This is a genomic window from uncultured Campylobacter sp., assembly GCF_938031315.1.
Taxonomy (GTDB): Bacteria; Campylobacterota; Campylobacteria; order Campylobacterales; family Campylobacteraceae; genus Campylobacter_B.
On record NZ_CALHHT010000049.1, the window covers coordinates 1 to 16,339 of the forward strand.

At 49.6% G+C, this 16,339-nt stretch carries 17 protein-coding genes and 2 pseudogenes; 9 read left to right on the forward strand and 10 right to left on the reverse strand.

Features of this window, described 5'->3' with window-relative positions; all coding sequences use genetic code 11:
- On the forward strand, nucleotides 1-976 hold a 976-nt coding region (locus Q0236_RS01440; protein ID WP_297914183.1), incomplete at its 5' end, for a hypothetical protein.
- A gap of 368 nt (nucleotides 977-1,344) precedes the next feature.
- The gene (locus Q0236_RS01445; RefSeq protein ID WP_297914186.1) at nucleotides 1,345-2,109 is read left to right on the forward strand and encodes a hypothetical protein; all 765 of its coding nucleotides are present in this window, start codon (nucleotides 1,345-1,347) and stop codon (nucleotides 2,107-2,109) included.
- 296 nt (nucleotides 2,110-2,405) lie between these two features.
- Here Q0236_RS01445 and folP read toward each other — a convergent pair whose 3' ends face one another.
- The 5 genes from folP to Q0236_RS01470 are packed head-to-tail and all read right to left on the reverse strand — an operon-like array spanning nucleotide 2,406 to nucleotide 6,370.
- Entirely contained in the window at nucleotides 2,406-3,548 is a 1,143-nt protein-coding gene (gene folP / locus Q0236_RS01450; protein WP_297914189.1) for a dihydropteroate synthase, read from the reverse strand.
- A complete protein-coding gene (locus tag Q0236_RS01455) occupies nucleotides 3,545-4,165 on the reverse strand; it encodes a DNA polymerase III subunit delta' (protein WP_297914191.1) in 621 nt (206 codons plus the stop codon). The genes folP and Q0236_RS01455 overlap by 4 nt, the downstream gene beginning before the upstream one ends.
- A complete protein-coding gene (locus Q0236_RS01460) occupies nucleotides 4,162-4,695 on the reverse strand; it encodes a HobA family DNA replication regulator (RefSeq protein ID WP_005873254.1) in 534 nt (177 codons plus the stop codon). Before Q0236_RS01460 ends, Q0236_RS01455 begins: the two co-directional genes overlap by 4 nt.
- Nucleotides 4,695-5,900, reverse strand: a complete 1,206-nt coding sequence (locus Q0236_RS01465; RefSeq protein ID WP_297880342.1) for an aspartate kinase — start codon at nucleotides 5,898-5,900, stop codon at nucleotides 4,695-4,697. The genes Q0236_RS01460 and Q0236_RS01465 overlap by 1 nt, the downstream gene beginning before the upstream one ends.
- A complete protein-coding gene (locus tag Q0236_RS01470; protein WP_177387908.1) occupies nucleotides 5,900-6,370 on the reverse strand; it encodes an RNA pyrophosphohydrolase in 471 nt (156 codons plus the stop codon). Before Q0236_RS01470 ends, Q0236_RS01465 begins: the two co-directional genes overlap by 1 nt.
- 136 nt (nucleotides 6,371-6,506) lie before the next feature.
- Here Q0236_RS01470 and hemW point away from each other — a divergent pair, with 136 nt between their 5' ends.
- The 3 genes and pseudogenes from hemW (at nucleotide 6,507) to proC (ending at nucleotide 8,918) form a co-directional block, all read left to right on the forward strand.
- Nucleotides 6,507-7,580, forward strand: a complete 1,074-nt coding sequence (gene hemW, locus Q0236_RS01475; protein ID WP_297914195.1) for a radical SAM family heme chaperone HemW — start codon at nucleotides 6,507-6,509, stop codon at nucleotides 7,578-7,580.
- A 57-nt stretch (nucleotides 7,581-7,637) separates the two neighbouring features.
- Nucleotides 7,638-7,907: pseudogene (gene tatB, locus Q0236_RS01480) on the forward strand (Sec-independent protein translocase protein TatB); the annotation flags it as partial.
- A gap of 6 nt (nucleotides 7,908-7,913) precedes the next feature.
- The gene (gene proC / locus Q0236_RS01485) at nucleotides 7,914-8,918 is read left to right on the forward strand and encodes a pyrroline-5-carboxylate reductase (RefSeq protein WP_367274724.1); all 1,005 of its coding nucleotides are present in this window, start codon (nucleotides 7,914-7,916) and stop codon (nucleotides 8,916-8,918) included.
- A 712-nt stretch (nucleotides 8,919-9,630) separates the two neighbouring features.
- Here the strand turns inward: proC and Q0236_RS01490 are convergent.
- Together Q0236_RS01490 and Q0236_RS01495 are read right to left on the reverse strand one after the other, a co-directional pair.
- Entirely contained in the window at nucleotides 9,631-9,972 is a 342-nt protein-coding gene (locus Q0236_RS01490) for a hypothetical protein (RefSeq protein ID WP_297914198.1), read from the reverse strand.
- Nucleotides 9,972-10,268: a hypothetical protein gene (locus Q0236_RS01495; RefSeq protein ID WP_297914201.1), complete on the reverse strand. Its 297-nt coding sequence runs from the start codon at nucleotides 10,266-10,268 to the stop codon at nucleotides 9,972-9,974. The genes Q0236_RS01490 and Q0236_RS01495 overlap by 1 nt, the downstream gene beginning before the upstream one ends.
- 175 nt (nucleotides 10,269-10,443) lie before the next feature.
- Here Q0236_RS01495 and Q0236_RS01500 point away from each other — a divergent pair, with 175 nt between their 5' ends.
- From Q0236_RS01500 to Q0236_RS01515, 4 genes are all read left to right on the forward strand, one after another.
- Nucleotides 10,444-11,139 carry a DUF1963 domain-containing protein gene (locus Q0236_RS01500; RefSeq protein ID WP_297914204.1) on the forward strand — a complete coding sequence of 232 codons (696 nt, stop codon included), beginning with the start codon at nucleotides 10,444-10,446 and terminating at the stop codon, nucleotides 11,137-11,139.
- Nucleotides 11,140-11,492: 353 nt separating this feature from the next.
- Nucleotides 11,493-12,302 (forward strand): SMI1/KNR4 family protein, encoded by an 810-nt coding sequence (locus Q0236_RS01505; protein ID WP_297914208.1) that lies wholly within the window; start codon nucleotides 11,493-11,495, stop codon nucleotides 12,300-12,302.
- A 391-nt stretch (nucleotides 12,303-12,693) separates the two neighbouring features.
- A complete protein-coding gene (locus Q0236_RS01510; RefSeq protein ID WP_297914211.1) occupies nucleotides 12,694-13,623 on the forward strand; it encodes a DUF4299 family protein in 930 nt (309 codons plus the stop codon).
- Between the two features lie 184 nt (nucleotides 13,624-13,807).
- A complete protein-coding gene (locus Q0236_RS01515; RefSeq protein ID WP_297914214.1) occupies nucleotides 13,808-13,939 on the forward strand; it encodes a hypothetical protein in 132 nt (43 codons plus the stop codon).
- 209 nt (nucleotides 13,940-14,148) lie between these two features.
- On the opposite strand, the gene Q0236_RS01520 is transcribed toward Q0236_RS01515, so the two are convergent.
- The 3 genes and pseudogenes from Q0236_RS01520 to Q0236_RS01530 all read right to left on the reverse strand — a co-directional run.
- Nucleotides 14,149-14,931: a DUF3137 domain-containing protein gene (locus Q0236_RS01520; RefSeq protein ID WP_297914217.1), complete on the reverse strand. Its 783-nt coding sequence runs from the start codon at nucleotides 14,929-14,931 to the stop codon at nucleotides 14,149-14,151.
- A 345-nt stretch (nucleotides 14,932-15,276) separates the two neighbouring features.
- Nucleotides 15,277-15,705, reverse strand: a complete 429-nt coding sequence (locus Q0236_RS01525; RefSeq protein WP_297914220.1) for a hypothetical protein — start codon at nucleotides 15,703-15,705, stop codon at nucleotides 15,277-15,279.
- A 387-nt stretch (nucleotides 15,706-16,092) separates the two neighbouring features.
- A pseudogene (locus tag Q0236_RS01530) lies at nucleotides 16,093-16,339 on the reverse strand (sel1 repeat family protein); the annotation flags it as partial.

The window sequence follows — 16,339 nt, forward strand, 5'->3', positions numbered from 1 at the left end:
GGAATTTAGCGGCGCGATAGATGAGATCAAGGCTGATCTGGCGGCAGAGGAGTTTGAAAAGGCGATGCAAAAGACCGACGAGAAGCTTCGCATCTGCCTTGCCGAGCCCTATTTTATGACGGGGCTCGTGGGCGATAAGCTCGATCTGGTGCTAACTCCGGAGGGTATGAGGCACCGATTATTTTGGCTAAGCTTTATCAAAAACGCTATGCCTAAGCAGCTCGAATCCAAAATGCGCTGCACGCTTGGAAAGCCGCGTGCGCCGCGAGGTATCGGCGGACTTGAGATGTACGGCACGCGCGTAAGCGCCGAGGAGTCGATGATCTACGCGCAGTTTAACGAAAGCGACGTGGATATTAAAATTTACAACGAAAACCTAGCGGCTCTGCTCGCGCAAGACGAGGGCAAAGCGGGCAATCTAAGCTTCATCCTGCTTGATAACATAATCGGCGAGACGACGGTTATTAACACTTTGGGGATGCTTGAAGTGCTAGGTGCGCCGCAGGAAAATGGCGTGCCGCTAAGCGAATTTGCCGATCTGATCGATGAGAAATTCGGCGAAAAAGCCGCACGCGAACCTCTAAAGAATTTTTTCAGCTACGAGATGGAGCCGCGCGGAAGCGAGGTGCGCGAGGACGTGATCGTGGGCACCACCTGCCTGCGAAATCTAATAGGCGAGTACCTAGGCGGCAAGCGCGACATCTATAACGAAGCCTTCGAGCTCGGCATCAAATTTTGCTTTCTTAGCATTGATAACGGTGGCGACGTGCAGGCAGGTTTTGATCTGCGAAATAAAATCGAGGACGAGGAGCTGGAGGGCTGCGGCTCGTTTCTGGAGATAATCGGCGGCGCAACCGGGCAGAAGCACGCATACATCGATCTCATCTGCTATGACGAGGAGAAGCTGAAAGAAAAGGTAAGCGAGCTTTGCAAAAAATATGGCGCGAATATACAAATCCACGACTTTAAGCGGTAGCGACTTTGGTTTTTACCGCTACTAAAATTTGCGACTTAAGCGGTAGCGGCCTCTGTTTTTGCGGCAGATAAATTTGAAATTTTGCGCCATTGCGGAAAATAAATTTTAAAATTCTACGTCGCCGCGTAAAATAAATTTAAAATTTGCCGCGCCGCACGCTTTTTGTGCGATTTTGCCGCTCCATTGGCATGCGGTAAAATTGAGCGAGCCGTGGGCTTGCGATATAAATTTTGGCGATTTAGCAGTACATTTTGGTAAAATTTGTGAGGTTCGCAGCGCAAATTTGCAGCGATAAAATTTTGCGTTGGCTTCGGCGCAAAGCGCGCCGATTAGAAAGCTTTTGAAAGATAAAATTTTAGGGAACGAACATGAAAATTATCTCGAAATTTAAAGATAATTACGATTTTATGGTGTCAAAATACGGGCTTGACGAGACTTTGGTCTATGACCGCAGAAACTCTACTCCAGTCAGTGCGGACGAGCTATGGAAGCTTGACGAAGGCGATAAAAAGGTCTTTGAAAGGAAGCTTAGCGGGTACCGCTTTATCGGCGGTAAATTTATAAACTGGAGTAAAACGGACGTAAATAAGCTGCCGCGCCTACTTCACTCCGTGATTTTCATCGGCAAAAATTTAGTCCATATTTTCGCCTCTCAGGGTAAAATTTATACAAGCCTAGAGTTTGACGAGACGGAGTTAAGAAAGCAGTATTGGGAAGACAGAACTTTGAGCTTTAGCGATGGATTTCGCGTCCATATCGTCTCGTGGCTAAGCAAGATGATCGGCGAGCAGGCTACGCGCGAGGAGATTCTGCAGCTCGTGGCGCTAGAGGGCGACCGCAAAACGACACTAAAAAATATTGTTCGCGACGATAAAATTATAAGCAAAGATGAAATTTTGAGCGCCCCAATCGTATTTTTTAAGCTCACACAGAACATTCACACCGCGGCGATAAATCCACAGCTTAACGCGATGGGGTTTTATCTGGATGCCGATTTCGTCTGGCAAAGCCTAGTCGAGTTTTTATCCGCCAAAAAGGACGCCTCCGCTCCGGCAGGCACGATACCAAATGATATAAAAATTGCCAGAAAGGGCTTTGACGTAAAGCGCTCGTTTCGCCCAAAAATGAAATAACTCGATTCGCGTAGAAATAATCCGTGCAATCGTCGCTAGAATTTATCCCTCTTTACTTCGCTGTTTTGACGCGCCTCATAAATCGAGCGAAATTTTATAAATTTTTATAAGTTTCGACGAGCAAGCGCACGAAAGCTTAGGCACAAAATAAAATGTGGATAAAATTCCGCAAAAGCTCTTTCGCAAAATTTTAAAAGAATTAAAATATTTCCTTGAGGAATTTTAGAATTCCGCATAAGGCAAATTTACAAAAATCTCGTTAAAAATATAGAATTTCGTGAAAATTCCGCAAAATTCTAAAATTTTACCGCAGCGGCGTCCATCGCGCGCATTAGCCGCAGCATTTGAATGTGTTCGAAAACGTCGTGCGTGCGGATGATCGCGGCGCCGTTTAAAGCGGCGATCTGGTGCAGATATAGCGAGCCTGCGAGCCTGTCCGCGACCGCAGAGGGGCTGTAAAAATCGATAACGCTCTTTCTGCTCGCGCCCACGAGCAGCGGGCAGCCGAAGTGCAAAAAATGCTGCAAATTTTTAATCAGTACCAAATTTTGCTCGGCGGTCTTGCCAAAGCCGATGCCCACGTCAAGGATGATCTTTTTAAGCCCCTCGCTTCGCAGCTGCTGCAAATTTTGCGCAAAAAACTCATCTATCTCGCCCATCAGATCGTCGTATTTTGGTGCAAGCTGCATATTTTGCGGCTTTCCTTGCATGTGCATCAGCACGTAAGCGGCGTCATAGCGAAGCGCAAGCGGGGCAAGAGCGAGATTTGCGCTGATGTCATTAATGATACTAAAGCCCCGATCTAGCGCAAATTCCAAACAATACTCATCGAAGCTATCGAGGCTAAATTTAGCCTTTTCGTGCAGACGCAGGCGGTAAATTTCGCTCACGATGTCCTTTATGCGCGCAAACTCCTCATCCCTACCGCAGTACTGGCTGCCCGGGCGCGAGCTCACGCCGCCGATATCGATGATAGCGGCACCCTGCTCAATCATCTTTTCGATCTTATTGGTCGCCTCTTTTAAGCTTGCCGCGCGGCTTGCGGGGTTGAAGCTATCGGAGTTGATATTGACGACGCCCATTATTTCGCAGCTTTGCGGCCTAGCAAATTTCTCGCTTAGAAATTTCGCGAGCTCTTTTAGCCCAAAATCCTGCAGCGCTTCCTTTTGCGCCAAAGCCTCGATCTGGCGGTCGTTTGCGATCAAAACCGCATCCGTATCGTCGCGCCCCAGGATCACTCCTTCATTGCACGCAAGCTCAGCGCCGATGCTAAGGGCATCTTGCTTTAAAATATTTGCCGCGGACGCGCGCAGGTCTTTTAGATAGAAAAAGTTTAGGCGCGATTTTTTCTGCATTATCGCCCGCCCCGCATTTCGCACGCCGATACGCTCGCAAATCAGCGTAAAGTCGGCATCGTTTGAAATTTTATAAATTTTCATCTTTTCTCCTCTATCATCAAAAGCAGCGGAGTAAGCACGGCGTGGGCCTTAGCGTTGTGCTCGGCAAGGTAACTTAGGCGGTCAATCCGCTGCAGCTCATCGCCGCTTAGCCTAACACCTGCTTCGAAGCACTCCAGCGCGATCTCGCCGATAAGCGCTTTTAGCGCCGTCTTATCCAGCTCGCCTTTACGCTCCAGCGCGATCTGCGCGTCAATAAACTCCACCGCTTCCTTTAGACTGAGCCTGGTTAAATTTAACCCGGTGCGGTATCTGGGCTTTCGCACGCAGAGGTTTTGCACGATAAGGCGCGAGCGGATAGTAGGCAGCAAGGCGTTGATGAAGGGGGTGATCAGGAAAAATACCGTATTTTTAGGCGGCTCCTCTAAAATTTTAAGCAGAGCGTTTTGCGCCTCCTCGCCGAATTTCGTAGCGGCGATGACGATGATCTTATCCTCGCGCTCGGCGACGTAGGCTTCGTCAATGATCTTTCGCGCCTCGTCGATCTTAAGCTCGACGCTTTCGAAAAACCTTAAATTTTTGCGTGGAATTTCGGCTAAAATTTTATCTTTAAAGCCCTCATAATCGTTAGTTAAAACGATCTGATTTATGATTTTCAAAGCACCACTTCGTCAAAAAGCACGGCGTCGATGCTTTTGTCTAAAATTTTAAAAAGCTGGATAAGTTTGAGATCCAAGCTCGGATCGCTCTCGCTCATGTAGAAGCTGTTTTGCAGCCTCTCGTCGATGAGCCACAGATAGCTGTCCTCGTGGCTTTTGGCGATTTTGGCTAGCGGATGGTTGCCGTTGCCGATGTAAAAATATATAAAGCCGTTGGCAAACGCAAGGCTTAACATATCGTTTAGCAGCAGCGCGTCCTCTAGGCTATTTACGCCGCCGCGATAAAGCGAACGCAGCGAAAAAAACGGCAGCAGCGGGCGAGAGTTGGTCGATGAGTTGATCTTTTTTATGATGTATTCACTAAACCAGCTTCGCTCATCGTCGCAGATGACGATGAAAGCAAAGCCGTCGTGGAGGAATTTGAGCTTTGATGCTAAAAGCGGCGTCCAGTCCTCCTTGCGATCCTCGAGCCACTCAAGTCCGGGCTCGGAGCGCATCGCCGTGACGCTCCAAGTATGCAGATCCTGCATTATTTATCCAAATCGTAGGCTTTATGCAGCGCGCGCACGGCGAGCTCGCCGTATTTGGCCTCTACGATCATCGAAATTTTAATCTCGCTCGTGGAGATCATCTGGATATTTATCCCCTCATCCGCAAGCGTCTTAAACGCCTTGCTGGCTATGCCGCTGTGGCTTTTCATACCTACGCCCACTAAAGAAACCTTTACGATGTCGGCGTCTGATTCGATGATGGAATTCGGATTTGGATTTACCTCTTTCATTACCCTATAGGCCGTCTCTAGCTCGTTTTGCGGCACGGTAAAGCCCAAATTAGTCTCCCCATTTCGTCCGATATTTTGCACGATCATATCGACGTTGATCTCCTTGCTCGCAAGCGCGGAGAAAATTTCAGCCGCGACGCCAGGGCGATCCTCTACGTTTCTAATCGTAATTCTTGCTTGATTTTTATCCAGTGCAATGCCGCTAATTACCGCATCTTCCATCTTTTCTTCTCCTGTTATGAGTGTTCCTTCATGATCGTTAAAACTGCTTCGCGTCACCAAATTTACATTTAATTTCTTCGCAAGCTCAACGCTCCGATTTTGCAAAACCTTCGCTCCCAAGCTCGCAAGCTCAAGCATCTCGTCGTAGCTGATGCGATCAAGCTTCTTGGCTTTGGGCTCGATGCGCGGATCGGTCGTATATACGCCGTCTACGTCGGTGTAAATTTCGCACAGATCGGCATTCAGCGCTCCTGCGACGGCGACTGCGCTAAGATCGCTTCCGCCTCGCCCGAGCGTAGTTACTTCGCCCGCGGTGCTGATACCTTGAAAGCCCGCGACGACGACGATTTTGCCCTGCTTTAGCGCCTCTTGCATACTTTTTGGATCGATAGAGACGATGCGAGCTTTGGTGTGAAAATTATCCGTCACGATGCCCGCACCACGCCCGCTAAATGCGATCGCAGCATAGCCCTTGGCATTTAGCGCGATAGCCAAAAGTGCGCTCGTGACGCGCTCGCCCGAGCTTAGCAGCACATCCATCTCTCTGCCTACGGGAGTTTTAGTAAAAAATTCCGCCTGCTCGATGAGCTGATTGGTAACGCCGCTCATCGCAGAGACGATTACCGCGACATCGTGTCCTTCGTTTTTAGTCTTTATCACGCGCTGCGCGACCGCCTCGATCCGCTCTAGCGTACCGACGCTCGTACCGCCGTATTTTTGAACGATCAGCATTAAATGTAACCCTCCTCCTTAAAATATTTTAAAACCGTCGCGTAAATCGGCTTTTTGAAGTGATTTACGTGCCTTAAAACCTCATTCGCGCCTACGAATTTAAATGCGTCGAACTCCGGAAGTTTGGTATTGATGTTTATATCGGCTAAGCTTCGCAATCTCACCAAAAAATACCTTTGAATTTGCCCGTCGTATGGGCGCATCTTTTGAGCTACCCCATCGGGAAAGTCGTAGCTAAGCCACTTCGGGCACTCAGCGATGATATCGACTTTGCTTGTTCCGATCTCCTCACCTAGCTCTCTGCGGATAGCCATCGTAGGCGTTTCACCATCGTCGATACCGCCTTGAGGAAACTGCCAAGCGCCTTTGATGTCGCTTCGTTGCGCGATTAAAATTTCGCAATTAAACGGATACGAGGGCGAAAGTACGATTGCAGCGACATTCGGTCTGTAATTTTTCTCTTTTTCCATCTCGTTTTCTCACAAAAAATTTCTCAAAATTTTACCTAAAAATATTAAAATTTGCGTTAAGAGGCTTAAAATTTATATAAATTTTCAAATTAATTCGCTAAATTTTGCGACGTAAATTTAGCCCATAGGACCGCCCTTGCACATCTACATCCACGTGCCGTTTTGCACCTCCAAATGCCCGTATTGCGCCTTTGGCTCCTTCAGCGATAAGTTTAGCCTCGTAAAAAGCTACTTTCGCGCGCTAGAGCTTGAGGTGCGCGATTTTTTGACGAAAAATCCGCACGCGCAAATTTCGACGCTTTTCATCGGCGGAGGCACGCCAAGTGCCGTAGATGCGGGGCTTTACGACGAAATTTTTGCGCTGCTCGCGCCGCGTTTTGCCGCCAAAGCCGAAATCAGTTCTGAAGCCAACCCAAACTCCGCTAGCCCCGCTTGGCTTAGGGCGATGCAGGGGCTCGGCGTAAATCGCATCAGCTTCGGCGCACAAAGCTTCAACGATGCCAAGCTAAAGTTCCTCGGTCGCGCGCACAGTGCGGCGCAGATTTTTCTGGCGGTGCAAAATGCCAAAGCGGCGGGCTTTGATAATATAAACTTAGACCTAATCTATGCGAGCAAATTTGACGATAAAAGGAATTTAAAATTTGAAATGGCTGAGCTTGCGCGCTGCGAAGTGCCGCATCTGAGCGCTTATGCGCTGAGCCTTGAGGAAAATACGCCCTTTTTCGGGCGCGAAAGCTTCAAAAAGGAAAGCGCGGCTCTAGCTAAATTTCTCTTTGCTCTTGCGGCGGACGCCGGCTTTAGCCAGTATGAAATTTCAAATTTTGCCGCGTGCGGACTGCGCTGTAAGCACAATCTCTCCTACTGGCGCGGCGAGGATTACGCGGGATTTGGGGCATTTGCGGTCGGAACTAGCGGGCAGGTGCGCCTTAGCTCGCCTACGAATTTACAAAGTTATATTGCAGATCCGCTGCAAAAACAGCGCGAAGTTCTAAGCGCGCAAGATAAAAAGCTCGAGCGCATATTTCTTGGGCTGCGCTGCGTTTTGGGATTTGAGGCGCAAATTTTAAACGCCGCGGAGCTAAGCAACGCGCAGCTGCTCGTGCGGGCAAAAAAGCTGAAATTCGGCGAGGGTAAATTTTATAATCCCAACTTTTTGCTCGCCGACGAGATTGCGCTTTTTATCACGCAAGAAAGCCGCCGCGGGCGCTAAATTTAAGATTAATGAAATTTTAGTTACAATACGCCACTTTTTACGTTAGGAAATTTTATGTTTGGTATCAGTATGCCTGAAATTACGGTCATTTTAATCATCGCGATAATCGTGCTGGGGCCCGAAAAGCTTCCAAAAGTGCTGGTCGAGCTCGCGAAATACTTCAAAGTCATCAAAAAAACCATCAACGACGCAAAATCGAGCTTCGATCAGGAGCTTCGCATCGCCGAGCTCAAAGAGGACGCCAAAAAATATAAAGAGAGTATCACGCGAGCAAGCGAGGGCGTGCGCAAAAAGCTCACGTTTGAGGAGCTCGACGAGATAAAAGGCGGCATAGACTCGGTCAAAGAGACGCTAAATGCGGGGCTAAAAGACGCGGAAAGCTCGCTTAAAGAAACGCTTAGCTCGGACGCCGCCAAAGACGCGTTAAACTCTGCGGAAGTCTCGGCGCAAAAACAGAGCGAGACGGCAAATTTAAAAGCAAATTCGAGCGGAGAAAATTCCGCGCACGACGGGCGAAATTTTATGCCAGATACTCAGAGCTTTGCGGCTTGCGGGCAGAATTCCGCAAATTTAGAGCAGAATTTTGCGAGCCGCGAACGTGATTCCGCCTGCGCGCAGCCCGGCTCCGATACGAAGCTTCAAGTCCTAGCTTATGCTAGAAGTAAAAACGAAGTCTTACGCAAGCGCTACGGCGTGCAAATTTTAGAGGGCGAGACGCAGCTGGCGCACGCTGCGGATATTATCGTGCTCGCGACCAAGCCCGCCAGTTACGAGGGGATTTTGCACCTGATCGCGCCCGAGCTCGCGGGTAAAATTCTGCTTCTTTTGGCGCCGAATTTCAAGCTGGAGTGCGCCCAAAATATCGTAGGTGCGGACGTTTTCGTGGCTCGCGCGATGCCAAACGTCGCTGCGGGCATCGGCGCGTCGGCTACGGCGCTGTGCTACGGCGAGTATTTTGATGAGGCCAGTCGGGAGATCGTACGAGCGCTAGCCGCCAAAATCGGCAAATTCTACGAGATAGATGAGGCTGGCTTTGCCGCATTTACGGGGATCGCAGGGAGTCTGCCTGCGTATGTGTGCGCCTTTATCGAGGCTGCGGCGGATGCGGGCGTGCGTGGCGGACTACCGCGAACGCTGTGCTACGACGCGGTAGCGGCGGCGGTAGAGGGCACGACGCGTCTGCTACAAAGCGGCAGGCGCCCATCGGAGCTCAAAGACGCCGTCTGCTCGCCTGCGGGCACGACGATAGAGGGGCTGGCGGCACTGGAGGCGGCTGGGTTTCGCGCAGCGGTGATGGCGGCGATCGAGGCGTGCATCGCCAAAGCTCGCGGCTAGCCTTTCGCCGCACCTCGTCGGTTTCGGATTTCAAACATAGCGCGTTTGCGGTCGCGCTAATATCGGAATTCTTTTCGGGCGTTCTCTAGCAAAAATTTTGTCTTATTTTTATCGAATAAATTCGTCGCTTCTGCGGCGGCGGAGTTACGAACCTTATAACAAGCGAGCCGGCAAGCTCGTATCGCATTTAAAATTTTAAAATTCAGAGATTTTAGAAATTTTAGGTCAAAATTTTACGCTTAAAATTCTAAATTTACAGGCTTATAAATTTAGTGATCGCAACAGAGCTAAATTTTGATTTTTAGTAGAGCAAGTTTGGCATCCACAACCATTAAAATCAAAATTTAGCGCAGTATGAGCGGATGCGTACACAACTGCGAATTTGAGAGACAAAAACGTAAAAGCGGAACGTAAGAGCTAAAAGAGTGCGTCCTGCGCTACGGTCTTGCGAGATACAAACGCAAGCTGTAAAATTTCGCCGCTCACGTGAATAGAAAACCGAAACTAGCCGCGCCGAAGCGTATTTTACTACCAAAGCAAGCTGCAAATCAAAAACTACATTCCACCGCTCGGACAAGCTTTAAATTTAAACCGCGTTTCGCCGCCGAGCCGCAAACCAAACCCGTGTGCCAAATCCTGCCGAGCTGCGCAATAAAATTTGACTTTCATCCAGCCGAGACTTCGCACGCAAAGCCGCGATAAGCAAGTAAGATCAGATAAATTCCTTCTCTAAAGGCTGCATCGCATTGCCGTCTGCGTCGAAAAGCACCCGCCCGCATACTTCGCAGACTTCATCTCTAGGCGACGGCTCGTCCGCGTCCAGCTGCCACGCCGACATCTCGCCGCACTCGCAGTTTATGACGTAAAGGATCTGCCTTTTGCGGCGCTTGCCCCACGGCGCGATGTCCCAAAATAGCTCCTCGCGCTTGCCTAGCTTTTTAAAATCTTTCTCGGCGTCCTTGTGCGCGACGAGCAGATAATAAGCATTGCTATGAAGATCCAAAGTAAAGAGCCTAAAATCGCTCTTCTTTAGCGCCTTTTGAAACTCGTTCATCAAAAATAGGCTCGCATCGCCGCGCTCGAAACCCTCTTTTTTGCTTCTTTTTCGAGCCTTGCGTAAATTTTATCGCACTCTAGAGCCACGCCGCTTTGCAGTGCATCAAGCCTAGAGCTGATAAATTTGCCCACATCGCCCGTCTCGTCTTCGCCGACCCAGTCAAGCACCCGCACGAGCCCTTTTGCGATAAGCGCGTTCAAAAACTCGCCGTCATTCATCTCGCCCGTTTTCTCAAAACCGCCCGTCTCGCCCGCCGTCAAATGCTTTAAAACGCAGCACTGATCCTTCGTCATTTTCGCTCCTTTGATTAAATTTACCGCCTACGTGGGTCTGTTTAAATTTTACTCCCAAAAAGCTTTAAGCTTACTTTTCACAACTCCTTGCGCTGCAAATTTAGCTCGTGGCGGCGGGTAAAATTTACGCTATAATTTCACAAAAGCGCTAAAATTCCAACCGAAAAGGACGCAAATGCAAACGGATCTGCAAGAAAAGATTAAGGAGCTGCAGCGCAAGATCGCGCGCGAAATCACCTATTTTCAAACGGGCGGCGTGAGGCCGCGAGGCGCTATTGATGAGTGCTGGATCGGTCGCGTGCTCGCTTACGCGGCGGACGAGGAGCTGCCTACGGATCAAAACGGCGTGCCGATGCTTCCTCTGGCGCAGTTTTACCTGCCCGCGCTACCCCACGTGCCGCAGGTCTTAGACGGTGTCAAGCTGCTTGCGGTCTTCATCTCGCAGGATATCATCGGCAAATTTGATGAGAATATGGACGGCCTATGGGCGATCCGCGAGTATAGCGACGTAAGCGAGCTCGTCATAAAGGAGCTTGCAAATCCGCGCTCGCAGATAAGGCCCTTTCCTTTGCAGCCAAAATTTGCCGCGGACGATACGCCCGTTTGGGACGGCGGCGGGCTGGATACGGACGCCATAGATGAAATTTTGCGTCTTGAGGAGACGGAGGGGCTCGAGTATTACGACGACATCGCCTTGGAGTTTTATAACTGCACGAAATTTGGCGGCTATCCCTCCTTTTGCCAGTCAGGAGTGAGCTTCGGCGAGGGCTATCAGTTCGTTTTTCAGGTCTCTTCAGACGACAAGGCGGGCTTTAACGTCATAGACGGCGGCAGCTTGATGTTTGCTAAAAACCCGCAAAACGGCGCGTAGAGCCTGTATTATGATTTCGATTAGGCACGCGAAAGGCTTTAGCTCGCTTATAAAATTCTGCCGCTTTAAATAGATGCTCGGGCTGCATAAATTTACGATGAAATTTTATCTACGCCCAGCTTTGAACCCGCTCGGCGCGGCTTAAATTTAAACGGCGGCGCGCTCCGATCGAGATTAAAATTAAACCGTCGAAAGACGAGCCGTATAGATGCAGGCGAGCCGAATACAGCGAGCAGGTCGTAAAAAATTCGGCGCCGTAAAATTTTAAAATTTTATAGCCCGAGATTTTGGGTTCGAGCTTGAAATTTAAGGCGCGCTTGAAATTTTAACCCGCAAAATTTAAAGGAGCGAAAATGAATGCAAACGAGCTTGCAAACATCTGGCGCAGGCCGATCTACCTGCCCTATCTACAAGATTCGCTCACGCCCGAGTCGCTGAGGGCCGCGGAGGAGGAGCTAGGACACGCCCTGCCGCGCGAGCTAGTCATGATGCTAAGCATCCAAAACGGCGGCTACCTGCGCTACGAGCTAGAGGGCTACCCGCTGGACGCCGTTAGCGGCATCGGCGAGGCGCATCCGTCGCTTACGCGCTTTAGCTGGGGCGAGGAGTGCGAATGCGTGAGCTTCGAGCTTGACGGGCTGGTGCCCTTCAGCGGCGACGGATACTGGTACCTGTGCCTGGACTACCGCGCGAGCAAACAGCCTGCGGTCGCCTACATCGACGTCGAATGCGATGAGCTAAGCATCATCGCGCAGGATTTCGTTTCGTTTTTGGCGCTTTTGCGGCTCGATACGGGCGGCAAGATCGCGCTGCAAACGAGGCTCGATCTAAATGGCACAAAGGCGCGGCTGGAGGAAATTTTAGGCGTGCGCGCAAGAGCCGCCGATCCGCAGCTTTACGGCTTTAGCGTGTATAATTTCGCTCGCGATGGCGGCGTGCTGAGCCTTAGCCCGAACGAGGTTCGGCTCGGATTTGCCAGGCGGGGCGAGCGGCGGTTTAAAGAGCTTAAAAACTTCAGCGAACCCGCCCTACGCTATGCTGAGCTGGACGCGGGCGCGATGATACTGGACATTTTCAAAGAAGAGCTGATGGGCGAAATTTTGCGCGAGCTAAAGGATGCGGGTTTATGCGCACAGAGCCTAAAAGACGCGATCGGCGCGTAAGCTTTTGCGATTATTAGTGAGTTTTGTGCGGGCTGCGGCGCGCATTCGCGTGATCGATAATGTGGACTTGCGCTCGTAAATTTAGCGCTCAAGCACCCGCCGCGCAGTCTGCGCTTTAAATGCGGGCGATAAACACCAAGCTACGCGCTAAATTTTGAAAAAGCTACAAAAGCCCTCATCGCGGTAAAATTTTAACTCACAAATATTCAGGCTGTACCGCGGGCATGTAAAAAAACCTACAGGCAAGCTAAAATACGGCGCGAGCGGACACAAATATATGCGCAGGGAGGCGCAAAATGCGCAAGCTATCGCGAACGGCGAGCGCAAATTTAGCCCGCTGCGGTAGGTAAAATTTCGCTATAATTTTGCCAATTTAACAAAGGAGAAAAGGGTGAGCGTAGAATTTCGCGTCAAAAATAAAAAGCGACCGCTATTTATGGGGTATTCGGACGCCATGAGCGTTAGCAAAGCATTGGATTTCCTGCCCGATCTATCGGTATTTGACATAGACGAGAGCGCCGAGGACTTTGGCGAGAGGGCGTTTTTAAAATCGCCTTTGAGCGAGTATGAGTGTTTGATTTTGGGCGTGCGGGGCAAGAGCGGGCGCGGGATGGAGCTAAGATATGACGAGGAGCAGCAAAGCTACGCCGTGCGCGTAAATACGCCCGCGACGGTCTTTGATTGGGTTTTAGCAATCTCGTATCTGCAGGCGCTATCTAAGCAGCTAGGAAGCGAGATCACGGATGAAAACGGCGAAATTTACACTCACGACAGGATAGAGCAATTCGACTATGAGCGCGATATAGCGGCGGGGCTACATTCGATAGATCAGCACTTAAACGGCGATACGGAGGTAAATTTTTGCTACGGGGTGCAGAGGCCTTTTGCGATAAACCGCGCGATGATGGATGAAATTTTAGCCTCATACAACCCCGCCGCCGAGTTTAGCAGGCGGCTAACCGAGGTGCAGTACCTCGACGCTTACAGCGCGCACCAGAGGTTTTACCGAAATGGAGATGACGGCACGATAATGGGCTCATACGCGCTCACGCAGGACCTGCCTACTATCCTGCCCTACAAGCCGCTTGTGGAGTGGCAAAACGCGGAGATGCTGAAAAATAGCGACGTAGCGCGCTGGCAGATCGCGCTCATAGGCATAGAGGGCGACGAAAACGACGCAGGTAACTACCGCGCCATCGCCGAGCTGGAATACGACGAGTTTATCGGGCGCCTGCCGAAGCAAAGCTACCGCTTCATCGATGCGAGCTATATTTTGGTTGACGGGCTAAGCGCCGAGCAGCTAAAGGCGCTGGCGGGCTAAATTTTACTTGCGGTGAAATTTTACAGAATTTTATCAAGGATTGACGCCGCAAAATTTAAAGGGGTGGAATTCGCGGTAAATTTCGCGATGTGCAAAATTCCAAGGAGGTGGAATTTTATCGCAGCGGAATTTTTAAATTTATATCGCGGTGAAATTCCGTCGTGATAAAATTTAGAAAGTCTAAATGAAAAAGACCTGCTACGATCTAAAAATTTACGATAACGGCATGATGCTAGGCGTGCTGCAAGAGGACATCGAGGCATTGTCGTTTTTCGATTACCGGCAAAAGATGGGCTCCGCAGGGCATATACATTGACGAAAGCGGCAAAGAGCATAGGCTCGTCATCTGCACGACTGGGAGAAATTTTGCAGATTATTCGCTCGCGAACAGGAGCTACTTAAGCGCGCCCCGGTCGGTAGCGAAAATGAGCGATCCGAGCCGTAGCGTATCTCGGTCGGTAGCGGAGAATAGCGGCGATCCTGGCGCAGCGCAAGTAAATTTTAGCCGATAAATAGCGGCGCGCATTAATCAGCCAAAATCGCCGCCCCGCTTAAATCCGGGTTTAAATTTAACTCGTCTATGATAGATAAAAGCTCTGAAATTTCCTTTTTAATTTCAGTGGCATCCTCAAGGCTCGGCGGCGGCGAAAAGAGCGTTGTTTCAAACTTATTTTTCGCTCCGTTTAAAAATAGATAAAATTTATCGTCCATAAACGCCGCGCTCACCCCCATTTTCCCCGCGAATTTTTCCTTTAGCTCTCGCAGACGCTCCATAAACGCGGGCGTCAAAAGATACCGCGCCTCTACTTTATCATCCGCAAAGGCCCTAAATTCTTTGCTAAAAAACAGGTCGTCCATCTGCTCTTTTTCGCCTATAAATTTAGTGTTTAGCGTGCGGCTTGCCACTATCGTTTGACCGCTAAATTTCTTGTAAAACTCGCAAACCAAGACCGAGCCGCTAAAGGCTTGGGCATTGCTATAGATTGTATAGAAAGCCGTAGCAACAAAAAGGACTGCGGCTATTTCCGGGGAGCAGCCGGTGCCGGCGACGATAGTTCCGCCCGGTATCCTTATTGCTTCGCTTAAGCTAAATTTGACGCCATTATAAATGCCGCTGATTTGATCTTCGGCGCGAAATTTATTTTGCGCATATATGCCGATCTTTTTAAATTCCTCACGGCTAATCCCCGCCGACGGTTTATAACTAAAAGCTTGATTTATATCTGAAATAATGGTACGAATATAAACGTCTTTGTAAAATTCCTCGTAAACGCTTAATGGTTCAATTACATTAGACCAAGTTGTCATCCATGAGACGATAAAAATTGGCGCATAAAGGAAAATAATAAATATTACGGCTAATTCACTTCTAAAAATTTTTTCCGCTACGAAAATCCCGCTAAGCGGCAATATGGCTATAAAAAAGATCCCTAAAAACAGATACTTTGCAAATGCTAGCCGGCACTCTTTTTGCTTTTTCGCGGTTGCCTCTATTGCTTCGTTTATATTCAAAATTTTACCTTTTTCTAAATTTGCGCGGCGGATTTCGCGCTCGGAGCGAATTTTAGCAAAATTTATGTCGCAAAGATACGGCGACGCGAGTAAATTTTATTCGGCGGATTAAATTTATGAAATTTACGCCGCAGCGGCGATCTACTCGGACGTGCGTTGATTCAGCCACGCTCTCAGATTGCCCGCGCCCTCTTTTAGCACCCCAAATCCTGCGGCGGCAATACAGACAAAATTAATTAGCGAGCCCCTCCCGCCGACGTTTAAAATCCCAAAGCCTACAATCCACAGCGCCGCGCCGAAGCCAAGCGTGCACACGGCGGTCGCGATCCCCAGCTTGCGGCGCAAAGGGCTTGGTTTGCGCACCACCTGAACTCGAGTGATCACGTAGCTGCCCGCATATCCTCCGCGGATGAAATATGCGCGCGCAGGCTCGCCCTCCTCTACGGGGATATCGTTAAACTCGCCGCGCAGCTTCACGCCGTCTATCTCGAAAAATACCCAAATTTTGCTATTTCCTCTCGCAGCGTGGACGCGGAGATTTCGAACCTCGCCCGTGATCTCATATTCCAATTTGTCTCCTCAAACAGCTTCGCGCTTTGCTTCCGCGCTAAATTCCGCGCCGTAAAATTTTAAAATCAAAATTTATGCCTTGTTTGCAGCGCCGCCCATAAAATTTTAAAGTTGAACCTCTACAAGCCCTAAATTTAGAACTAAGCCTTAAAATTTTAGCGATAGCATTCCAAGTAAAATTCCGCACGCCGCAAAAGCTCACAAATCCGCCGCGGTAGTATCGCAGAAGCCGCCGCAAACGAATACCGCGCGACGAGTAAGTAGCGTAGATAGACGGTGCAAGGCGGATAGCGCAAAATAGACACCATATGACAGACGACGCACGGCAGGCAGTACAAAACAGGTGGCGCGCGAACAAGCAGCGCAAACAGGCAAACGCGTGCTGGGCTACCGACTGCCCTGCTTCTTTAAAATTTTCTCTTTTATAAACTCGTAGAACTCGCAGGATTTTTTATTGCCCGCGTCGCAGCCCTTTTTGACGTATTCGAGCCTTTTGTAAAATCCGCGCAGATCCCCGTCGCTTGCATATAAATAGCTTAAATTACTGCAGGCGTCATCATAGCCCAGCTCACAGGATTTGATGTAAAACTTTTCCGCATGGTCGCGATTTAACGGCGCACCGAGGCCATCATCA